Here is a 15959-nt window from a genome sequence, read left to right on the forward strand (position 1 = left end):
GACTCTTAAATGTGGGTCAGATGCCTGAGGCCGTTAGGCCTTGGAGATCTTGGTGACGTCGACCCGGTTGAAGAGGTCCATCTCGACGTTCGCGACCTTCTTGCTGTGCGCGAAGACGTTCTTACCGAAGCGGAGCGGGATCACCGGCATGTCCTGGACGAGGATGTCCTCGGCCTGCTGCCACAGCTTGATGGCTTCCTCGGACGACTTCGCCGCGCGGCCGTCCTCGACCAGCTTGTCGAACTTCTTGTTGCTGTAGCCGTAGTAGTTCGAGGAACCACCGGTGGTGAACAGCGGGCCCAGGTAGTTCTCCATGGACGGGTAGTCCATGATCCAGCCCATGCGGAACATGCCGGAGAACTTCTTCTGCTCGACCTGCTTCAGCAGCTCGGCGAACTGCGGCACGGGAGTGCCGACGCAGTCGACGCCGAGGTTCTTCTTGATCTGGTTGCAGGTCGCCTCGACCCACTCCTTGTGAGCACCATCGCCGTTGTAGCCGATGTTGATCTTGTTGCCCTCGACGCCGCCGGCCTTCGCGAGAAGGGCCTTGGCAGCGGCCGGGTCGAACTTGCAGGAGTCACCGCAGGTGTTGTCGCGGTAGCCGCCGACGACCGGGGACACGAAGGAACGCGCCGGGGTCTGCGAGTCGTTGAGGATCACCTTGGTGATCTCTTCGCGGTCGATGGCCATCGAGATCGCCTTGCGGACCTCGGGCTTCGAGTACTTCTTGTCGTACGTCGGGAACGACACGAACTGGAAGGTCGAGGCCGGGGAGGACTTGAAGCGCTCACCGAACTGCTTCGGGGCGTTCGCGAGCTCGGAGCTCGGGACCTGCGGGATGACGTCCAGGGCGCCGGCGACGACGTCCTTATACATCGTCTCCTGCTTCTGGTAGATCTTGTACGTCACCGAGTCCACGAGGGGCTTGTTCGTGCCCGTGTAGTCAGGGTTCTTGACGACCTTGATCGACTTGTTGTGGTCCCACTTGCCCTCGATCTTGAAGGCGCCCTGGCCGATCGGAGCCTGCTCGTACGCCTTGATGTTGGCGATGGCAGCGTCCGGCAGCGGGTAGAACACCGTGTAGCCGAGGACGGTCTTGTAGTCGGCGAAGGGCTTCGCCAGCTTGACCGTGAAGGTGGTGTCGTCGACGACCTTGAGGCCCGACATCTCCTTGGCGGAGGGCTCGGGGGCCTTCTTCGGGCCCTCCTCGCCGTCCGGGTCCGCCGGGTTGAGGGCGTCGTAGCCCTCGATGGTGGCGAAGAAGTAGTTGCCGTCGGCCGCGTTCGGGCCGTAGGCGCCCCAGTTCCAGCCCTGGACGTAGCTCTTGGCGGTCACCGGGGTGCCGTCGTGGAACTTCTGGCCCGGCTTGATCTTCACGGTCCAGAGCAGGTTGTCGGTCGACGTGATCGACTCGGCAGCGTCCTCGACCGGCTGGTTCTTGGCGTCGTAGCTGACGAGCGGACGGAACAGCGCGTCCAGCACCTGCGAGCCCTCGGACTCGGTCGTCGTCTGCGGAACGAGGCGCTTCGGCTCGGAGATGCCGACGCTTACTTCGCCGCCGGCCTTGCCCTTGCCCCCCTCTTCCTTGTCCGTGCCGCCACCACAGGCGGTTACTGCCAGGGCGACGACGATCGCGCCCGATACCCACTTGGCGCTCTTGGCACCGCGCATGGGTTCCTCCTCATGAGTCCACTTGTCACTACGAGAGGGGCTCCTGGAGACGGCCGACACCCCTGACGGCCCAGGACTCCAGCGCCCCGAGTGTGCTCGTGAGTCGGCACTCCCCACAGTGCGTGACCCATTGACCCGAGCTCAATGGAGCCAACTATTAAGTACGCCCGGGCTGTAAACCACACTTAAGCGGTCTCGTTTTGACAACATCACCAAGGCGCTAGGGGTCAAAATCCGGACAAACCAATCACAGACAGACACGCCCGAAACGGACTGTTAACACACGTACCGGAGAGCAACGTTCGGAATACGGACGCCTCGCCGTGAAATCGGTTTGACTCGGCCGGGCATCCGATCCCGGCTTCTCGCGCCCCTCGGCGGGTCGCACCGACCGGCCCAACGGGCCCGTCAACCTCAGAAGTTGCTCAAAACTGTGTCCTATGTCTCCGGCGAGCCGCAAGACTCCCCTCCGACCCGCTGACCACGGGTCGCACCGCCGCTTCGACCGAGCGGCACCACACGAGGGGAACACCATGCGTAACAAGTTCACGGCAGGCCTTGTCACCACCTGTCTGTCCGCCGCCACGCTGGCCCTGCTGCCGGCCGGCAACGCCCAGGCCGCCGAGATGATGTGCAGCCCGGGGACGCAGAAGTACACCTGGTCCACCGTCAGCAAGGCTCCGGTCGTCACCCACCGCAAGGCGATCGAGCACTACACCGGCGGCATCGTGACCAAGACCGTCAGCGCTTCGTCCGTCACCACCATCACGGCTTCCGTCACCGCCACCGCGGGCGTCGAGGTCAGCGGCAGCGTCGCGCTGGCCAGCCTCAGCGGAAAGGTCGGCGTGGAGCTGAAGGCCGAGGGCTCGAAGACCAAGACCACGGCCGAGTCCATCACCCACCGGCTGTCCTCCCGCGGCAAGTACGTCCTGTACGCGGGCACCGTCAAGACCCAGGGCTACTACACCCAGTTCCGCTGCGACCGCGGCACCCGCTGGGTGAACACCGGCAACTACGGCAAGGCCGTCAGCTTCACCGTGGCCACCGAGGGCGGCCTCAAGTGCGGCACCAGCGTCCCGGCCGGCAGCCTCGCCGCGTACGCCAAGCGCTACTGCTGACCTGAGCCGTACCGAACGTCCGGGCTGACCACCCGGGCGTCGGGGGAAGCCGCGTAGCAGGGGGAGCTGCGTAGCGGGGGAGCACCACAAGGCGGGGGACGCCCCGCCGAACGCAGAACGCCGAACGCCCGGCCGGAGGAATCCGGCCGGGCGTTCGGCGTCGGCCGATCGGCCGGGTCAGCCGTTCTTGGCGCGGGAGGACGCGCGACCACGCGCGTTCTGGTCCAGGATGACCTTGCGGATACGCACGGCCTCCGGGGTGACCTCGACGCACTCGTCGTCGCGGCAGAACTCCAGCGACTGCTCCAGGGACAGCTTCCGCGGCGGGACGATCGCCTCGAAGGAGTCGGCGGAGGCGGAGCGCATGTTGGTGAGCTTCTTCTCCTTGGTGATGTTCACGTCCATGTCGTCGGAGCGCGAGTTCTCGCCGACGATCATGCCCTCGTACACCTCGGTGCCGGGGTCGGTGAACAGGACGCCGCGCTCCTGGAGGTTCGTCATCGCGAAGGCGGTGACGGCGCCGGCGCGGTCGGCGACCAGCGAACCGTTGTTACGGGTCGTCAGCGTGCCGAACCACGGCTCGTGGCCCTCGTGGATCGAGTGGGCGATACCCGTACCGCGGGTGTTGGTGAGGAACTCCGTACGGAAGCCGATGAGGCCACGGGACGGAACGACGAACTCCATGCGGACCCAGCCGGAGCCGTGGTTCGACATGTTGTCCATGCGGCCCTTGCGGACGCCCATGAGCTGCGTGACCGCGCCCATGTGCTCCTCGGGCACGTCGACCGTCAGACGCTCGACGGGCTCGTGCACCTTGCCGTCGACGAGCTTCGTGACGACCTGCGGCTTGCCGATGGTGAGCTCGAAGCCCTCGCGGCGCATCTGCTCGACCAGGATGGCGAGCGCCAGCTCACCACGGCCCTGGACCTCCCAGGCGTCGGGACGCTCGGTGTCGAGGACGCGGAGCGAGACGTTACCGATCAGCTCGCGGTCCAGACGGTCCTTGACCTGGCGGGCGGTGACCTTGCGCTGCTTGACCGCGGACTTGGCGTCCGCGCCCTTGCCGGTGCCACCGCGGCCGACGAGCGGCGAGGTGTTCGTACCGATGGTCATGGAGATGGCCGGCTGGTCGACCGTGATCAGCGGCAGCGCGATCGGGTTCTCCGGGTCGGCCAGGGTCTCGCCGATCATGATGTCGGGGATACCGGCGACGGCGCAGATGTCACCGGGGCCCGCGACCTCGGCGGGCTTGCGGGTGAGCGCCTCGGTCATCATCAGCTCGGTGATGCGGACGTTGGAGATCGTGCCGTCACGCTTGATCCACGCGACCGTCTGGCCCTTGCGCAGCTCGCCCTGCTCGACGCGGAGCAGCGCGATGCGGCCGAGGAAGTTGTCGGCGTCCAGGTTGGTGACGTGGGCCTGGAGGGGGGCCTCCTCGTCGTACACCGGGGCCGGGACGTGCTCCAGGATGGTGGCGAAGAACGGCTCCAGGCTGTCGCTGTCCGCGGGGACCGTGCCGTTCTCCGGCTTGGTCAGCGAGGCGATGCCGTCACGGCCGCAGGCGTAGACGATCGGGAACTCGATCTGGTCCTCGTCCGCGTCCAGGTCGAGGAAGAGGTCGTAGGTCTCGTTGACGACCTCGTCGATCCGGGAGTCCGGGCGGTCCGTCTTGTTGATGCAGAGGATGACCGGCTTGCGCTGCTGGAGCGCCTTGCGCAGCACGAAGCGGGTCTGCGGGAGCGGACCCTCGGAGGCGTCCACGAGGAGGACGACCGCGTCCACCATCGACAGACCGCGCTCGACCTCGCCACCGAAGTCGGCGTGGCCGGGGGTGTCGATGATGTTGATCGTGATCGGGGCCCCGCCGTCCTTGGGGTGATACTTCACCGCCGTGTTCTTGGCGAGGATCGTGATGCCCTTCTCACGCTCCAGGTCGTTCGAGTCCATCATGCGGTCGTCGAGCTGCTGGTGGGCGGCGAAGGCACCGGCCTGCTTGAGCATGGCGTCGACGATGGTCGTCTTGCCGTGGTCGACGTGGGCGACGATGGCGACGTTACGGATGTCGTGGCGCGTGGGCATGGGTGCTTGCGCTTCTCTCGGATCGTGGGATGCGGCGTCAGTTCCTCGTACGCCCACCGGGCGGACGCGCCACGGCTATGTCCTATGGTACGGGGCTGCCGCGCAAGGGGCTTCCCCGGCCAAGATCCGAGAAGGTCGGGCGGGATGCGCAGGGGGTGTGGGGAGGTCGTGCGGCCGGGTCAAGGGGCCGACGCGATCCTGCCCGCCGGGATCACCGGCGGGCAAGGAAATTGAGCAGCTTCTGAGCTTGTGACCTGTGGTTTCAGCGGTTTCGCTCGGTACCCTTGGTCGTTTCGGTCTTCTTGAAACCGATGTCCTGGTAACGGGGTCCGGCGAGACCCCAGGCGCCGGCGTTCACCAGATCGGCCTTCGCGGCGACGAGCTGGGGCCGCTGGTAGAGGGGGATGGAGCCGGCGGCGGCCCAGATCCGTGCGTCGGCCTGACGCACGAGTTCGCGGGCCTCCTCCTCGTCGAGCGTGCCCGCCGCCTGGTCGAAGAGCTGGTCGATGCGGTCGGTGCCGACCCGCGAGTAGTTCTGCTCGACGAGCAGGGAGCCGTCCGAGGCCGGCTCGGGCTTGGCGAAGATCGGCCGGGCGTCCGTCGCGGGGAAGGCGGAGGCGGGCCAGGAGTAGAGGGCCAGGTCGTAGTCGCCCGAGGCCACGTGGTCCTTGAAGAAGCTGTCGTCGGAGACCTTGGTGACCTCGGTGCGGATGCCGACCGCGTCGAGCATCCGGACGATCCGGTCGCCGACCGCCCGCAGCGACTCGGAGCCGGGTCCCGACGGCAGGACGAAGCGGAGGCTGAGCGGCTTGCCGTCCTTTCCGAGGGCCTTGGTGGCCTCGGGCACGGTCGCGGGGGCGGCGGTGCCGCGCGGGGCGTAGGCCCCGGCGACGCCCTTGTCGGTCCTGGCGGCCGGGTGGGCGGCGCGGGCGCCGGAGCCCGTACCGGTGTCGAGTGCCTCGGCGCGGGCCAGGAGGGCGGCGCTCTGGCGGGCGGCGGCGGGGGCCGGGGCGAGGACGTGGGTGCCGCTCTCGGGGCCGCCGGCGCCGATGACGGGGGCGGGGGCGGCACGGCGCTCGCCCGGCTTGTCGTCCCCGACGATGTAGAGGCCTTCGTCGGAGGCGGCGTCGGCGTCCTTCTTCTTGGCGTCCTCCTTATCGGCGTCCTTCTCGCCCGTCTTCTCGCCCGTCTTCTCGCCCGTCTTCTCGCCCGTCTCCTTCTTGGCGTCCTTCTCGCCCGCCTTCTTCTCGGCCTCGCTGCCCGCCTTGGTGCCCGCGGGCTTCCGTACCGCCCCGCCCGGGACCCAGCCGGCGTCGGCGAGGAGCGCCCGCGCCTCCTTGGTGTCCTGGTCGCCGAGGGCGTCACTGCTGTCCGCGTACGCCGCCTGGCCGGCGAGGGCCAGGTGGCTGCCGGGGGGGCTCGCGGGGAGGCCGAGCGGCTTGAGTACGGATTCGGCCAACTCCTGGCGGTTGATGGCACGGGCCACCGCGCGCCGTACCCGCTCGTCCGCGAGCGGCCCGGACTCGCCGTTCAGCGAGAGCTGGGTGTAGGCGGGCTCCAGGGACTTGCGGACCACGTACGTCGCCAGGGTGTCCTGCGCGCTCGCGTAGGCGGCGATGGCCTGCTGGTTCTCCTTGCGGGCGGCCTGGACCTCCTCCGCCTTCTCCTCGTCGGAGCCGTGGGCGAGGGCCCAGGACCACAGCGCCTTGGAGGGGGTGATCGCGGATCCGGGGCCGTGGGCGAGGGCCGCCTGCGCGCCACCGCGTCCGGCGCGGGCGTCGCGGAGCGCGAGGGCGATCCGCTCGGCGGTGGACCGGTCGATCTCGGCCAGGTCGAGGGTGCCCGCGGCGAGGGCGTCCGCCCGGTCGGCCCGAGGGACGGCCTTGAGCACGAGGCTGTCGAGCTTGACGGGCGCGCCCCACCAGCGGGGGTTGCGGGTGAGGGTCACGTTGCCGTTCTTGCGGTCGACCCCCTTCAGCAGGAACGGTCCTGCGGTGGCCTTGAGGGTGGTGCGGGCTCCGTCGTTGAAGGAGCCCGGGGAGCCCATCACCTGCTTCGGGTAGAGCGGGGTGAAGAGGGACTGCCAGTCGGCGTAGGGCTTGGAGAAGGTGACCCGTACCTCCAGGTCGTTCTTCCCCCGCTCGATCTTCTCGATCCGCTCGTAGCCGGAGTTGCGGGCGGTCCAGTACGCCGTGTCGCGGCCGCTCAGCGCCCGCCACTGGGCCACGAAGTCGGGCGCGCCGATCTCGCGTCCGTCGCTCCACACCGCCTGCTGGTGCAGCTTGTAGAGGACGACCTGCTTGGGCTCCGTCTCGACGACCTGCGCGGACTCCAGGTAGTCGGGGTTCATCCGGGGCCTGCCGCGCTCGTCGAGCGTGTAGAGGGAGGGGAGTACGGCCCCGGCGACGCGGGAGGTGGTGCCGTCGGCGTCGGCCTGGAAGGTGTTGAAGGTGGTGGGCAGCGCGTCGACGGCCCAGCGCACGGTGCCTCCGTCGGCGACCTGGTCGCGCGCGGTGGGCGCGTTGTCCGCGGCCGCGGCCGGGGCCTCGCCGGCGTCGTCGCCAGAGCTGCACCCGGCGAGGACGGTGACGGCGAGGACGGCGCTGGTGAGGGTGGCGACGGAGCGGAGCGTGCGGGAGCGGGGGCTCCTGGAGCATGTCCTCCCGCGAGGGGCGCCGATCTGGGACATGACTTGTACCCCTTCGTCCAGATTCATTCCATTTGGAGATGATCACACCTATTGCTCATACACTGAAAAGGACGAAGCGGATCCGGCCACGACGACACGGCGGCACGTCCGGAAAACACCACCCGTGCGGCCCAAACCGCCGGAGACCGGGGCGCTCCGGACGGGTGGAATCACGTACACACGGCTTCACAAGCGGGATGTGACGCGCGACACTCGCGTGTGACCCGCGCTCGTGGAAGTGAGGGCAACCATGTCCGTTCAGGACGACCTGGCGGCCGTCAAGCGCCGCCTGCAAGACCTGGAACACACGGTCGAAGAGCTGGAACGCCGGGTCGGAGGCGAGCCGGGCGCGCCCCCGTCGCCGTCCTCGTCCGAGGCCCGCGCCGAGGGTCTGGTGACCATCCCCGACGCCCCGTACGACTCCGGGCTGTGGACGGACACCGACGACGAGGGACTGGGAGCACGCGACCGCCACGCGCCGTAGAGACGTGTAGAGGCCCGTTGGGGCCCGGAGAGCTTGGGGCCGGGACTGCTTGGGGCCTAGAGCCGTAGAGCCGTAGAGCCGAGGAGGCCCTGTTGGCCACAGGTACGGAACCCCCCGGGGCCGCGACGGGGGTGCGCTCCGCGGGGCGCGCCTCCATCGCCGCCCGCCATCTGCGCACCGACCGCTGGTGGCTCTCCCCCGCCGCCACCGCCGCCGGACTGCTCGCCTTCGTCGCGTACTCGACCTGGCGGGCGTTCGCCAACGCCGACTACTACGCGGCGCCCTACGTCTCGCCGTTCTACTCGCCCTGTCTGGCGGAGAACTGCGTCCCCATGCGCGGCGGCCCGAACTGGGAGGTCTTCGGCAGCTGGTGGGGGCTCTCCCCCGCCCTGCTGATCCTCGTCTTCCCCCTGGGCTTCCGGCTGACCTGCTACTACTACCGGAAGGCGTACTACCGCGGCTTCTGGGCGTCTCCCCCGGCCTGCGCGGTCGCCGAGCCCCACCGGACGTACACCGGCGAGACCCGCCTCCCGCTGATCCTGCAGAACCTCCACCGGTACTTCTTCTACGCGGCCCTTCCGGTGGCCGGAATCCTCACGTACGACACCGTGCTCACCTTCCGGAACGCCGACTACGCATGGGGCCACGCCGGGCTCGGGACGCTCCTCTTCCTCGTCAACATCGCTCTCATCTGGGCGTACACCCTCTCCTGCCACTCCTGTCGGCACATCGTCGGCGGCCGTCTGCGGCACTTCTCGAAGCATCCCGTCCGCTACCGGCTGTGGACCTGGACGGGCCGGCTGAACGCCCGCCACATGCTGCTCGCCTGGTCCTCCCTCATCAGCGTCGCCCTCTGCGACCTGTACGTGTACCTGCTCGCCACCGGCACCTTCGACGACCCGAGGTTCTTCTGAGATGACGCACGTCGAGCGAGAGCAGTGGGACGTGGTCGTGGTCGGCGCGGGCGGCGCGGGACTGCGCGCCGCGATCGAGGCACGCCGTGCGGGCGCCCGTACGGCCGTCATCTGCAAGTCCCTGTTCGGCAAGGCGCACACCGTGATGGCCGAGGGCGGCATCGCCGCCTCCATGGCCAACGTCCACCCGCAGGACGACTGGAAGACCCACTTCCGCGACACCATGCGCGGCGGCAAGTTCCTCAACCAGTGGCGGATGGCCGAGCTGCACGCCCAGGAGGCACCCGAGCGGGTCTGGGAGCTGGAGACCTGGGGCGCGCTCTTCGACCGCACACCGGACGGCCGGATCTCCCAGCGCAACTTCGGCGGCCACGAGTACCCGAGGCTCGCCCACGTCGGCGACAGGACAGGCCTCGAACTGCTCCGCACCCTCCAGCAGAAGACCGTGGGACTCCAGCAGGAGGACCACCGCGAGACCGGCGACCACGAGTCGCGCCTGAAGGTCTTCCAGGAGTTCACCGTCACCCGGGTCCTGAAGGACGCCGACGGGAAGGTCGCCGGGGTGTTCTGCTACGAACGGGAGACCGGCCGCTTCCTCGTCCTGGAAGCGCCCTCCGTCGTCCTCGCGACCGGCGGCATCGGCAAGTCCTTCAAGGTGACGTCCAACTCGTGGGAGTACACGGGCGACGGGCACGCGCTCGCGCTGCTCGCCGGCGCGCCCCTGGTCAACATGGAGTTCGTGCAGTTCCACCCGACCGGCATGGTCTGGCCGCCGTCGGTGAAGGGCATCCTCGTCACCGAGTCCGTCCGCGGCGACGGCGGGGTGCTGCGGAACTCCGACGGCCGGCGCTTCATGTTCGACTACGTCCCCGACGTCTTCAAGGAGAAGTACGCGGAGACGGAGGAGGAGGGCGACCGCTGGTACGAGGACCCCGACCACAACCGGCGCCCGCCCGAACTGCTGCCGCGCGACGAGGTGGCCCGGGCCATCAACTCCGAGGTGAAGGCGGGACGCGGCTCTCCGCACGGCGGGGTGTTCCTGGACGTGTCGACCCGGATGCCGGCCGACGCGATCCGGCGCCGGCTGCCCTCGATGTACCACCAGTTCAAGGAGCTGGCCGACGTCGACATCACGGCGGAGGCGATGGAGGTCGGGCCGACCTGCCACTACGTGATGGGCGGGGTCGCCGTCGACTCGGAGACGGCGGCGACGGTCGGCGTGCCGGGGCTCTTCGCCGCGGGAGAGGTCGCCGGCGGCATGCACGGCTCCAACCGGCTCGGCGGGAACTCCCTCTCCGACCTGCTGGTCTTCGGACGGCGGGCCGGTCTGCACGCGGCGCGGTACGCGATGTCGGGCGCCTCCGGCAGGGTCGTGGCCGCGCGTGTCGAGGCGGCGGACGTCGAGGCCGCGGCGGCGGAGGCACTGGCTCCGTTCGCCGGGCCCGACGGGCACGCTCCCGAGAACCCGTACACGCTCCACCAGGAGCTCCAGCAGACGATGAACGACCTCGTCGGGATCATCCGGCGGGAGGGCGAGATGGCCGAGGCCCTGGAACGGATCGCCGCCCTGCGCGCGCGGGCCCGCCGGATCTCGGTCGAGGGCCACCGGCAGTTCAACCCCGGCTGGCACCTGGCCCTGGACCTGCGGAACATGCTGCTCGTCGGCGAGTGCGTGGCCCGCGCCGCCCTGGAACGCACCGAGTCCCGGGGCGGGCACACCCGCGAGGACTACCCGGCGATGGACCGCGCCTGGCGGCCGGTGAACCTGCTGTGCCGGACGTCGGACGGGGGCGGGATCGCGCTCGAACGGACCCTCACGGAGCCGATCCGGTCCGACCTGCTCGCGCTCTTCGAGCAGGAGGAGCTGGCCAAGTACCTCGCCGAGGACGAACTGGAAGGGGGCCTTGGCGCATGAGTACGTACGACGCGAGCTTCCGGATCTGGCGGGGCGACGCCGACGGCGGCGAGCTGACCGACTACACGGTGGAGGTGCACGACGGGGAGGTCGTCCTCGACGTCGTGCACCGCCTGCAGGCCACCCAGACACCGGACCTCGCGGTGCGCTGGAACTGCAAGGCGGGCAAGTGCGGGTCGTGCTCGGCCGAGATCAACGGCCGGCCGCGACTGCTCTGCATGACCAGGATGTCGGTGTTCGCACGGGACGAGGTGATCACCGTGACGCCGATGCGCGCCTTCCCCGTCGTCCGCGACCTGGTCACGGACGTCTCCTTCAACTACGCGAAGGCGCGGGAGATCCCGGCCTTCGTACCGCCGGCCGGGCTCGGTCCTGGCGAGTACCGGATGCGGCAGGAGGACGTCGAGCGCTCGCAGGAGTTCAGGAAGTGCATCGAGTGCTTCCTGTGCCAGGACACCTGCCATGTCGTCCGCGACCACGAGGAGAACAAGGAGGCCTTCGCGGGGCCCCGCTTCCTCATGCGGATCGCGGAGCTCGACATGCACCCGCTGGACGCGGCGGAGGAGGCCGGCACCGACCGGCGGCGGACGGCGCAGGAGGAGCACGGGCTCGGCTACTGCAACATCACCAAGTGCTGTACGGAGGTGTGCCCGGAGTCCATCCGCATCACGGACAACGCGCTGATCCCGATGAAGGAGCGGGTCGTGGACCGGAAGTACGACCCGCTCGTGTGGCTCGGCAACACCATCAGGCGGCGGAAGGCCTAGGGTTTTTCGTTTGGATCAGGCCGGATCAGGGAGCGGGGTCTGGTGCATGGGGTCTCCCCAGGCCCGCAGGGCCCAGGGAACGCCTCGCAAGGCGGAGGAGGGCCAGAGTGCGGGCGGGGAGGCACAGGGTCTGGCCGTGCCGGGCGAACAGCTCGTCGCGCGAGGTGAAGCGGCCGAGGTCCGTGCGGAGGTGGGCGGACAGGTCGCAGGGCGCGGTGCCGGCGCAGGCGGCCGGGGCGTCCCAGTCGACGCCGGTCCGGGCGACGGCCTCGAAGAGCGTCTCGGGGCCGGAGTTGGTGAAACCTCCGCCGGAGCCGCCGCCCTGCTCGGGCGGGGCCTGACCGGTGAACAGCTCGGCGATGGGCACCCAGGTGCCGTCGAGCCGGAACTCGGGCCAGGCCAGGACTACCTCCTCGGGCACGAACCGGCGCAGCTTCGGGAAGCGCGGGTACCAGAAGTGACCGTCGACGAGCAGGCCCCGCACCCTGGTCGGCACGCCGAGCGACCGGGCGACCGCCTCCAGGGCCGCCATCCGCTGGCTGCAGGAGCCACGGCCGAGCCGTAGCGTCCGCGACACCCGGCGCAGGTCCTCCACGGAGTACACCGGCCGTACCGTCGCGGCGATGATCCCGTGGGCCACCTGGAGCCGGGCGCGGTCCGTGACCGCTCCCCGCGCCTCGGACTCGCTCCGCACCCGCGCCGTGAGGGCGCGGACCAGGGGGTCACCGAGGTCCAGGATCGCGGTGGGCCGGGTGGACCCGGCGACCTCGGCGGCCGCGGGAGCCTCCGGGACCGCTCCCCCGCGGGTTCGATCGGCGCGGACCGGCATCAGCAGACGGCTGGTCATGACGTGCTCCCCCCTCGGCCACGGCCTCCCCGGGCCATGCGCCCCATCCTGCACCACCGGCTCGGCGGCGTCAGTGCCAGCCCGCACGGTAGGCCGCCCAGTCGCCCTCCTTCGCGGCGAAGTCGACGTAGAGCGCGACGCCGAAGCGCTGACGGCCGGGGTCGGTGCGCCCGAGGCCGAGTCTGGTGCCCCTGACGGCCGCGTCGACGGTCTCCGCGTTGTCGTGGTGACCGAGGTCGTCCTCGTGGAAGAAGGGGAGGCCCATCAGCAGGTCGGTCGACTCGGGGGTGACTTCGAGGGCGAGGCTGGTCTGCTGGGCGACGTATCCGCCGTAGAGGCTCTCCAGCGGCATCCAGGTGTCGTACGACATGACGGCGATCTGGTCGACGCGCCGGGCCACCTGGCCGAAGAACTCCTGCGACCACCACTTCTCGCTGCCGCTGACCGCGCCGTTCACCGAGTGGAGGCCGGGCAGCGGGTCGATCTGGTGGGCGGCGACCGAGAGCAGCGCCGTCCGCGACCGGGTCAGCTTCCCGAGGTCGTCGAGGAGGGAGAGGTAGTGGGCGTCGTCGGACAGCAGCGGCTCCAGGTCGAAGTGGACCCCGTCGAAGCCGGCGTCCAGGATCTGCCGGGCCGAGGTGACCACGGCGGCCCGGGACCCGGCCTTCTCCAGGTGGAGTCCGTCGGGCCCCTCGGTGGCCAGAATGTCGCCGAGCCACGCCTGCACGCGTATCCCGGGCATCGTGCGGTGCACCGCGTCGATGAGCCACTTCGCACGGGGGTACCGGGCGGCGGGCAGGGTGCCGTCGTGCTCCAGGGGTCCGGCGTGGACGTACAGGTCGCGTATGCCCGTGCCCTTGATCCGCTCGGCGAACGCGGCGAGGTCGGCGTCCTTGCGCCGCCCGTCGACCCACGCGTGTCCGAGCCAGATGGCGTCCTTGCCCCGCGTCCGGGCGTCCTCCCTGAGGTCGCCCGCGTAACTGACGCGCAGGGCGAGCGCGCCGAACAGCGGGGGCACCACGAGGACGAGGACGAGCCCGAGCACGAACCAGCGCCCCCTTCGCCACATACTCCTCAGCCGTCCACTCACCCGAGTCCCCCAAGAGCCGTCGTGTCACTGGTACCACCGCCTCACACCGTAGCGGCGGCTACTGACAGTGACGCCGGGCTGTGCAGAATGGTTTCCGTACGGACGGCCGGCCTCCGCTCGTCCGGATGTCCGTCCGGCCGGCCGCCCGGACGTTTGCCGGTCCAGCCCTCCAGTCGTCCGGTCGCGGGGTGACATACGCGGACATAACCTCCCCTTTGTGACACGAAAAGCCACCCGAGCCCTTCTCGCGGTACTGGTGGCGGCGTGGTGGCTCCTCGTGCCCGCCGTTCACGGTGCCCACGCCGACGACCCCCTCGTCCTGTCCCGGGACGGCCAGATCACCGACCGCGTGGGCGCCCTCGGCGACCGGCGCCCCTCCGTGGTCCAGGCCCTCGACCGGCTCTACGACGACCGGCGCGTCCAGCTCTTCGTCGTCTACGTACGGGACTTCTCCGGCCGCTCGGGGCAGACCTGGGCCGACGCCACGGCGGAGCGCAACGGCCTCGGGACGGACGACGTCCTGCTCGCCGTCGCCACCCACGACCGCCAGTACGGCTACTCCGCCGACCCCGGCTCGCGCTTCACGCAGGGCCAGCTCGACGAGGTGTCGCGGACCGCGATCGAACCGGCGCTGCGGCAGAACGACTGGGCGGGGGCCGCCATCGGTGCCGCCGACGGGTACGCGGCCGTCCTCGCGGGACAGCCCGTCCCCGCTCCGACCATCACACCGGGGCCGACCGACCCGGGCGGCGCGGCCGACGAGGGGACCTCGGGGGCCGACCTGCTCCTGCCGCTGGTCCTCGTCGGCGGCGCAGGGGCCGTGGGGGCGTACGCGTACGTCAAGCGGCGCCGGCGGACGGAGACCCGCACCACGCCACAGGGCGGTCAGGGCTGGGGCGCCCCGAAGGAGCCCGCGCCGCCGTCCCTCGACGAGCTCGACGGCGAGGCCCGCAGGACGCTGGTCGCCACCGACGACGCCGTCCGCACCAGTCAGGAGGAACTGGGTTTCGCCTCCGCCCAGTTCGGCGAGGAGGCGGTACGTCCCTTCACCGAGGCGGTCACCTTCGCCGGGGAGCAGCTGACGGCCTCGTTCCGGCTGCGGCAGAAGCTCGACGACGCCTTTCCCGAGGACGACTCGACCCGCCGGTCCATGCTGGAGGAGATCCTGCGGCGCTGCGGGGAGGCGAACGCCCGCCTCGACGCGGAGAGCGAGGACTTCGACCGGCTCCGGGCCCTGGAGCGGAGCGCGCCCGAGGCGCTGGACGCGGTCGAGGCCGCCTTCCGTGAGCAGACCGGGCGGACGGGCACGGCCGAGGCGGCGCTCACGGCGATGCGGGAGCGGTACGCGGAGACGGCCGCCGCGCCCGTCGCGAGCGCCGCCGAACAGGCCAAGGACCGGCTCGTGTTCGCGACGACCCATGTCAACCAGGCCCGTCAGCAGATCGACGCCGGTGACAACGGCGGGGCCGCCGTGCACATCCGGGCGGCCGAGGGCGCCGTGGACCAGGCGGCCCGGCTGATCGAGGCCGTGGACCGGCGGGCGCAGGAGCTGGCCGAGGCGGTGGGCAGGCTGCCGGGCGCCCTGACGGAGACGGACGCGGACCTCGCGGACGCCCGGGGCCTGTTGAAGGGGACGGCCGAAGGGGTGTCCACGGCCGATCTCCAGGGCCGGATCGCCCGCGCCGAGTCGGTGGTCGCGGAGGTGCGGCGCGTCGTGGACACCGGGCGGTACGACCCGCTCGACGCCCTGCGCCGGGTCGAGGAGGCCGACGCGGCGCTCGACGAGGCCCTGGAGGGCGCGCGGGAGCGCGAATCGGGCAGCCGGCGCGCCCGCGCGCTCCTCGATCAGGTGATGCTGACGGCCCGCTCGGCGATCGGGGCGGCCTCGGACTACATCACCACCCATCGGGGCGCCGTGGGCAGCGAGGCCCGTACGCGCCTTGCCGAGGCGCAGCGCCGCTGGGAGAAGGCGCGTGGCCTCGGTGACGCCGGCGACCCGCAGGCCGCCCTCGCGGAGGCCCAGCAGGCGGACGTGCTCGCGCGGCGCGCCCAGGACCTGGCCGAGCAGGACGTCCGGACCTATGGGAACCCGAACGGCCTGGGCGGTGTATCAGGAGTAGGAGGAAGCGGTGGCGGCGGGCTCGGCGGGGCCGTGCTCGGCGGCATCATCCTCGGCGGACTGTTCGGCGGGGGAAGGGGAGGCGGACGTGGGGGGTTCGGTGGGGGTTCGGGCGGGGGGTTCGGGGGCGGAGGCTTCGGCGGCGGGCCCGGCAGCTTCGGCGGCAGCGGCACGCGCGGCCGGCTGGGCGGCGGCGGCCGTTTCTGAGGGCGGCGCGAGCCGTGTCCTGCCCTCGTCTTTCCCTCTCGAGGAACCCAAGGAGAAGA

At 70.6% G+C, this 15959-nt stretch carries 11 protein-coding genes; 6 read left to right on the top strand and 5 right to left on the bottom strand.

Going from position 1 to position 15959, the window contains the following annotated elements:
* Positions 1–33: 33 nt before the first annotated feature.
* Positions 34–1671: a peptide ABC transporter substrate-binding protein gene (locus tag IO20_RS0121265; RefSeq protein WP_030548621.1), complete on the bottom strand. Its 1638-nt coding sequence runs from the start codon at positions 1669–1671 to the stop codon at positions 34–36.
* A 533-nt stretch (positions 1672–2204) separates the two neighbouring features.
* Between IO20_RS0121265 and IO20_RS0121270 the strand changes: the two genes are divergently transcribed.
* Positions 2205–2789, top strand: a complete 585-nt coding sequence (locus IO20_RS0121270) for a hypothetical protein (RefSeq protein WP_030207693.1) — start codon at positions 2205–2207, stop codon at positions 2787–2789.
* Between the two features lie 177 nt (positions 2790–2966).
* Here the strand turns inward: IO20_RS0121270 and typA are convergent, their stop codons facing one another.
* Together typA and IO20_RS0121280 are read right to left on the bottom strand one after the other, a co-directional pair.
* Entirely contained in the window at positions 2967–4868 is a 1902-nt protein-coding gene (gene typA, locus IO20_RS0121275; protein ID WP_030207694.1) for a translational GTPase TypA, read from the bottom strand.
* Positions 4869–5130: 262 nt separating this feature from the next.
* Entirely contained in the window at positions 5131–7557 is a 2427-nt protein-coding gene (locus IO20_RS0121280; protein ID WP_030548624.1) for an ABC transporter family substrate-binding protein, read from the bottom strand.
* A 250-nt stretch (positions 7558–7807) separates the two neighbouring features.
* Here IO20_RS0121280 and IO20_RS0121285 point away from each other — a divergent pair, with 250 nt between their 5' ends.
* The 4 genes from IO20_RS0121285 (at position 7808) to IO20_RS0121300 (ending at position 11637) form a co-directional block, all read left to right on the top strand.
* Positions 7808–8041 (top strand): hypothetical protein, encoded by a 234-nt coding sequence (locus IO20_RS0121285; protein WP_030548626.1) that lies wholly within the window; start codon positions 7808–7810, stop codon positions 8039–8041.
* Positions 8042–8133: 92 nt separating this feature from the next.
* Positions 8134–8955 (top strand): hypothetical protein, encoded by an 822-nt coding sequence (locus IO20_RS0121290; RefSeq protein WP_030548628.1) that lies wholly within the window; start codon positions 8134–8136, stop codon positions 8953–8955.
* A gap of 1 nt (position 8956) precedes the next feature.
* The gene (locus tag IO20_RS0121295) at positions 8957–10870 is read left to right on the top strand and encodes a fumarate reductase/succinate dehydrogenase flavoprotein subunit (protein ID WP_030548630.1); all 1914 of its coding nucleotides are present in this window, start codon (positions 8957–8959) and stop codon (positions 10868–10870) included.
* Complete coding sequence (locus IO20_RS0121300) at positions 10867–11637, top strand: succinate dehydrogenase/fumarate reductase iron-sulfur subunit (RefSeq protein WP_030548632.1); 771 nt, start codon at positions 10867–10869, stop codon at positions 11635–11637. The genes IO20_RS0121295 and IO20_RS0121300 overlap by 4 nt, the downstream gene beginning before the upstream one ends.
* Before the next feature lie 25 nt (positions 11638–11662).
* On the opposite strand, the gene IO20_RS0121305 is transcribed toward IO20_RS0121300, so the two are convergent.
* A complete protein-coding gene (locus tag IO20_RS0121305; protein WP_031127529.1) occupies positions 11663–12484 on the bottom strand; it encodes a transglutaminase-like domain-containing protein in 822 nt (273 codons plus the stop codon).
* Positions 12485–12554: 70 nt separating this feature from the next.
* Positions 12555–13574: a glycoside hydrolase family 18 protein gene (locus IO20_RS0121310; protein WP_423667541.1), complete on the bottom strand. Its 1020-nt coding sequence runs from the start codon at positions 13572–13574 to the stop codon at positions 12555–12557.
* A 217-nt stretch (positions 13575–13791) separates the two neighbouring features.
* On the opposite strand from IO20_RS0121310, the gene IO20_RS0121315 reads away from it, so the two are divergent.
* Positions 13792–15900, top strand: coding sequence for a TPM domain-containing protein (locus IO20_RS0121315; protein WP_030548638.1), 2109 nt, complete (start codon positions 13792–13794; stop codon positions 15898–15900).
* The last annotated feature ends 59 nt before the right edge of the window (positions 15901–15959 follow it).

The sequence above is a fragment of the Streptomyces exfoliatus genome (assembly GCF_000725545.1).
GTDB lineage: Bacteria > Actinomycetota > Actinomycetes > Streptomycetales > Streptomycetaceae > Streptomyces > Streptomyces exfoliatus.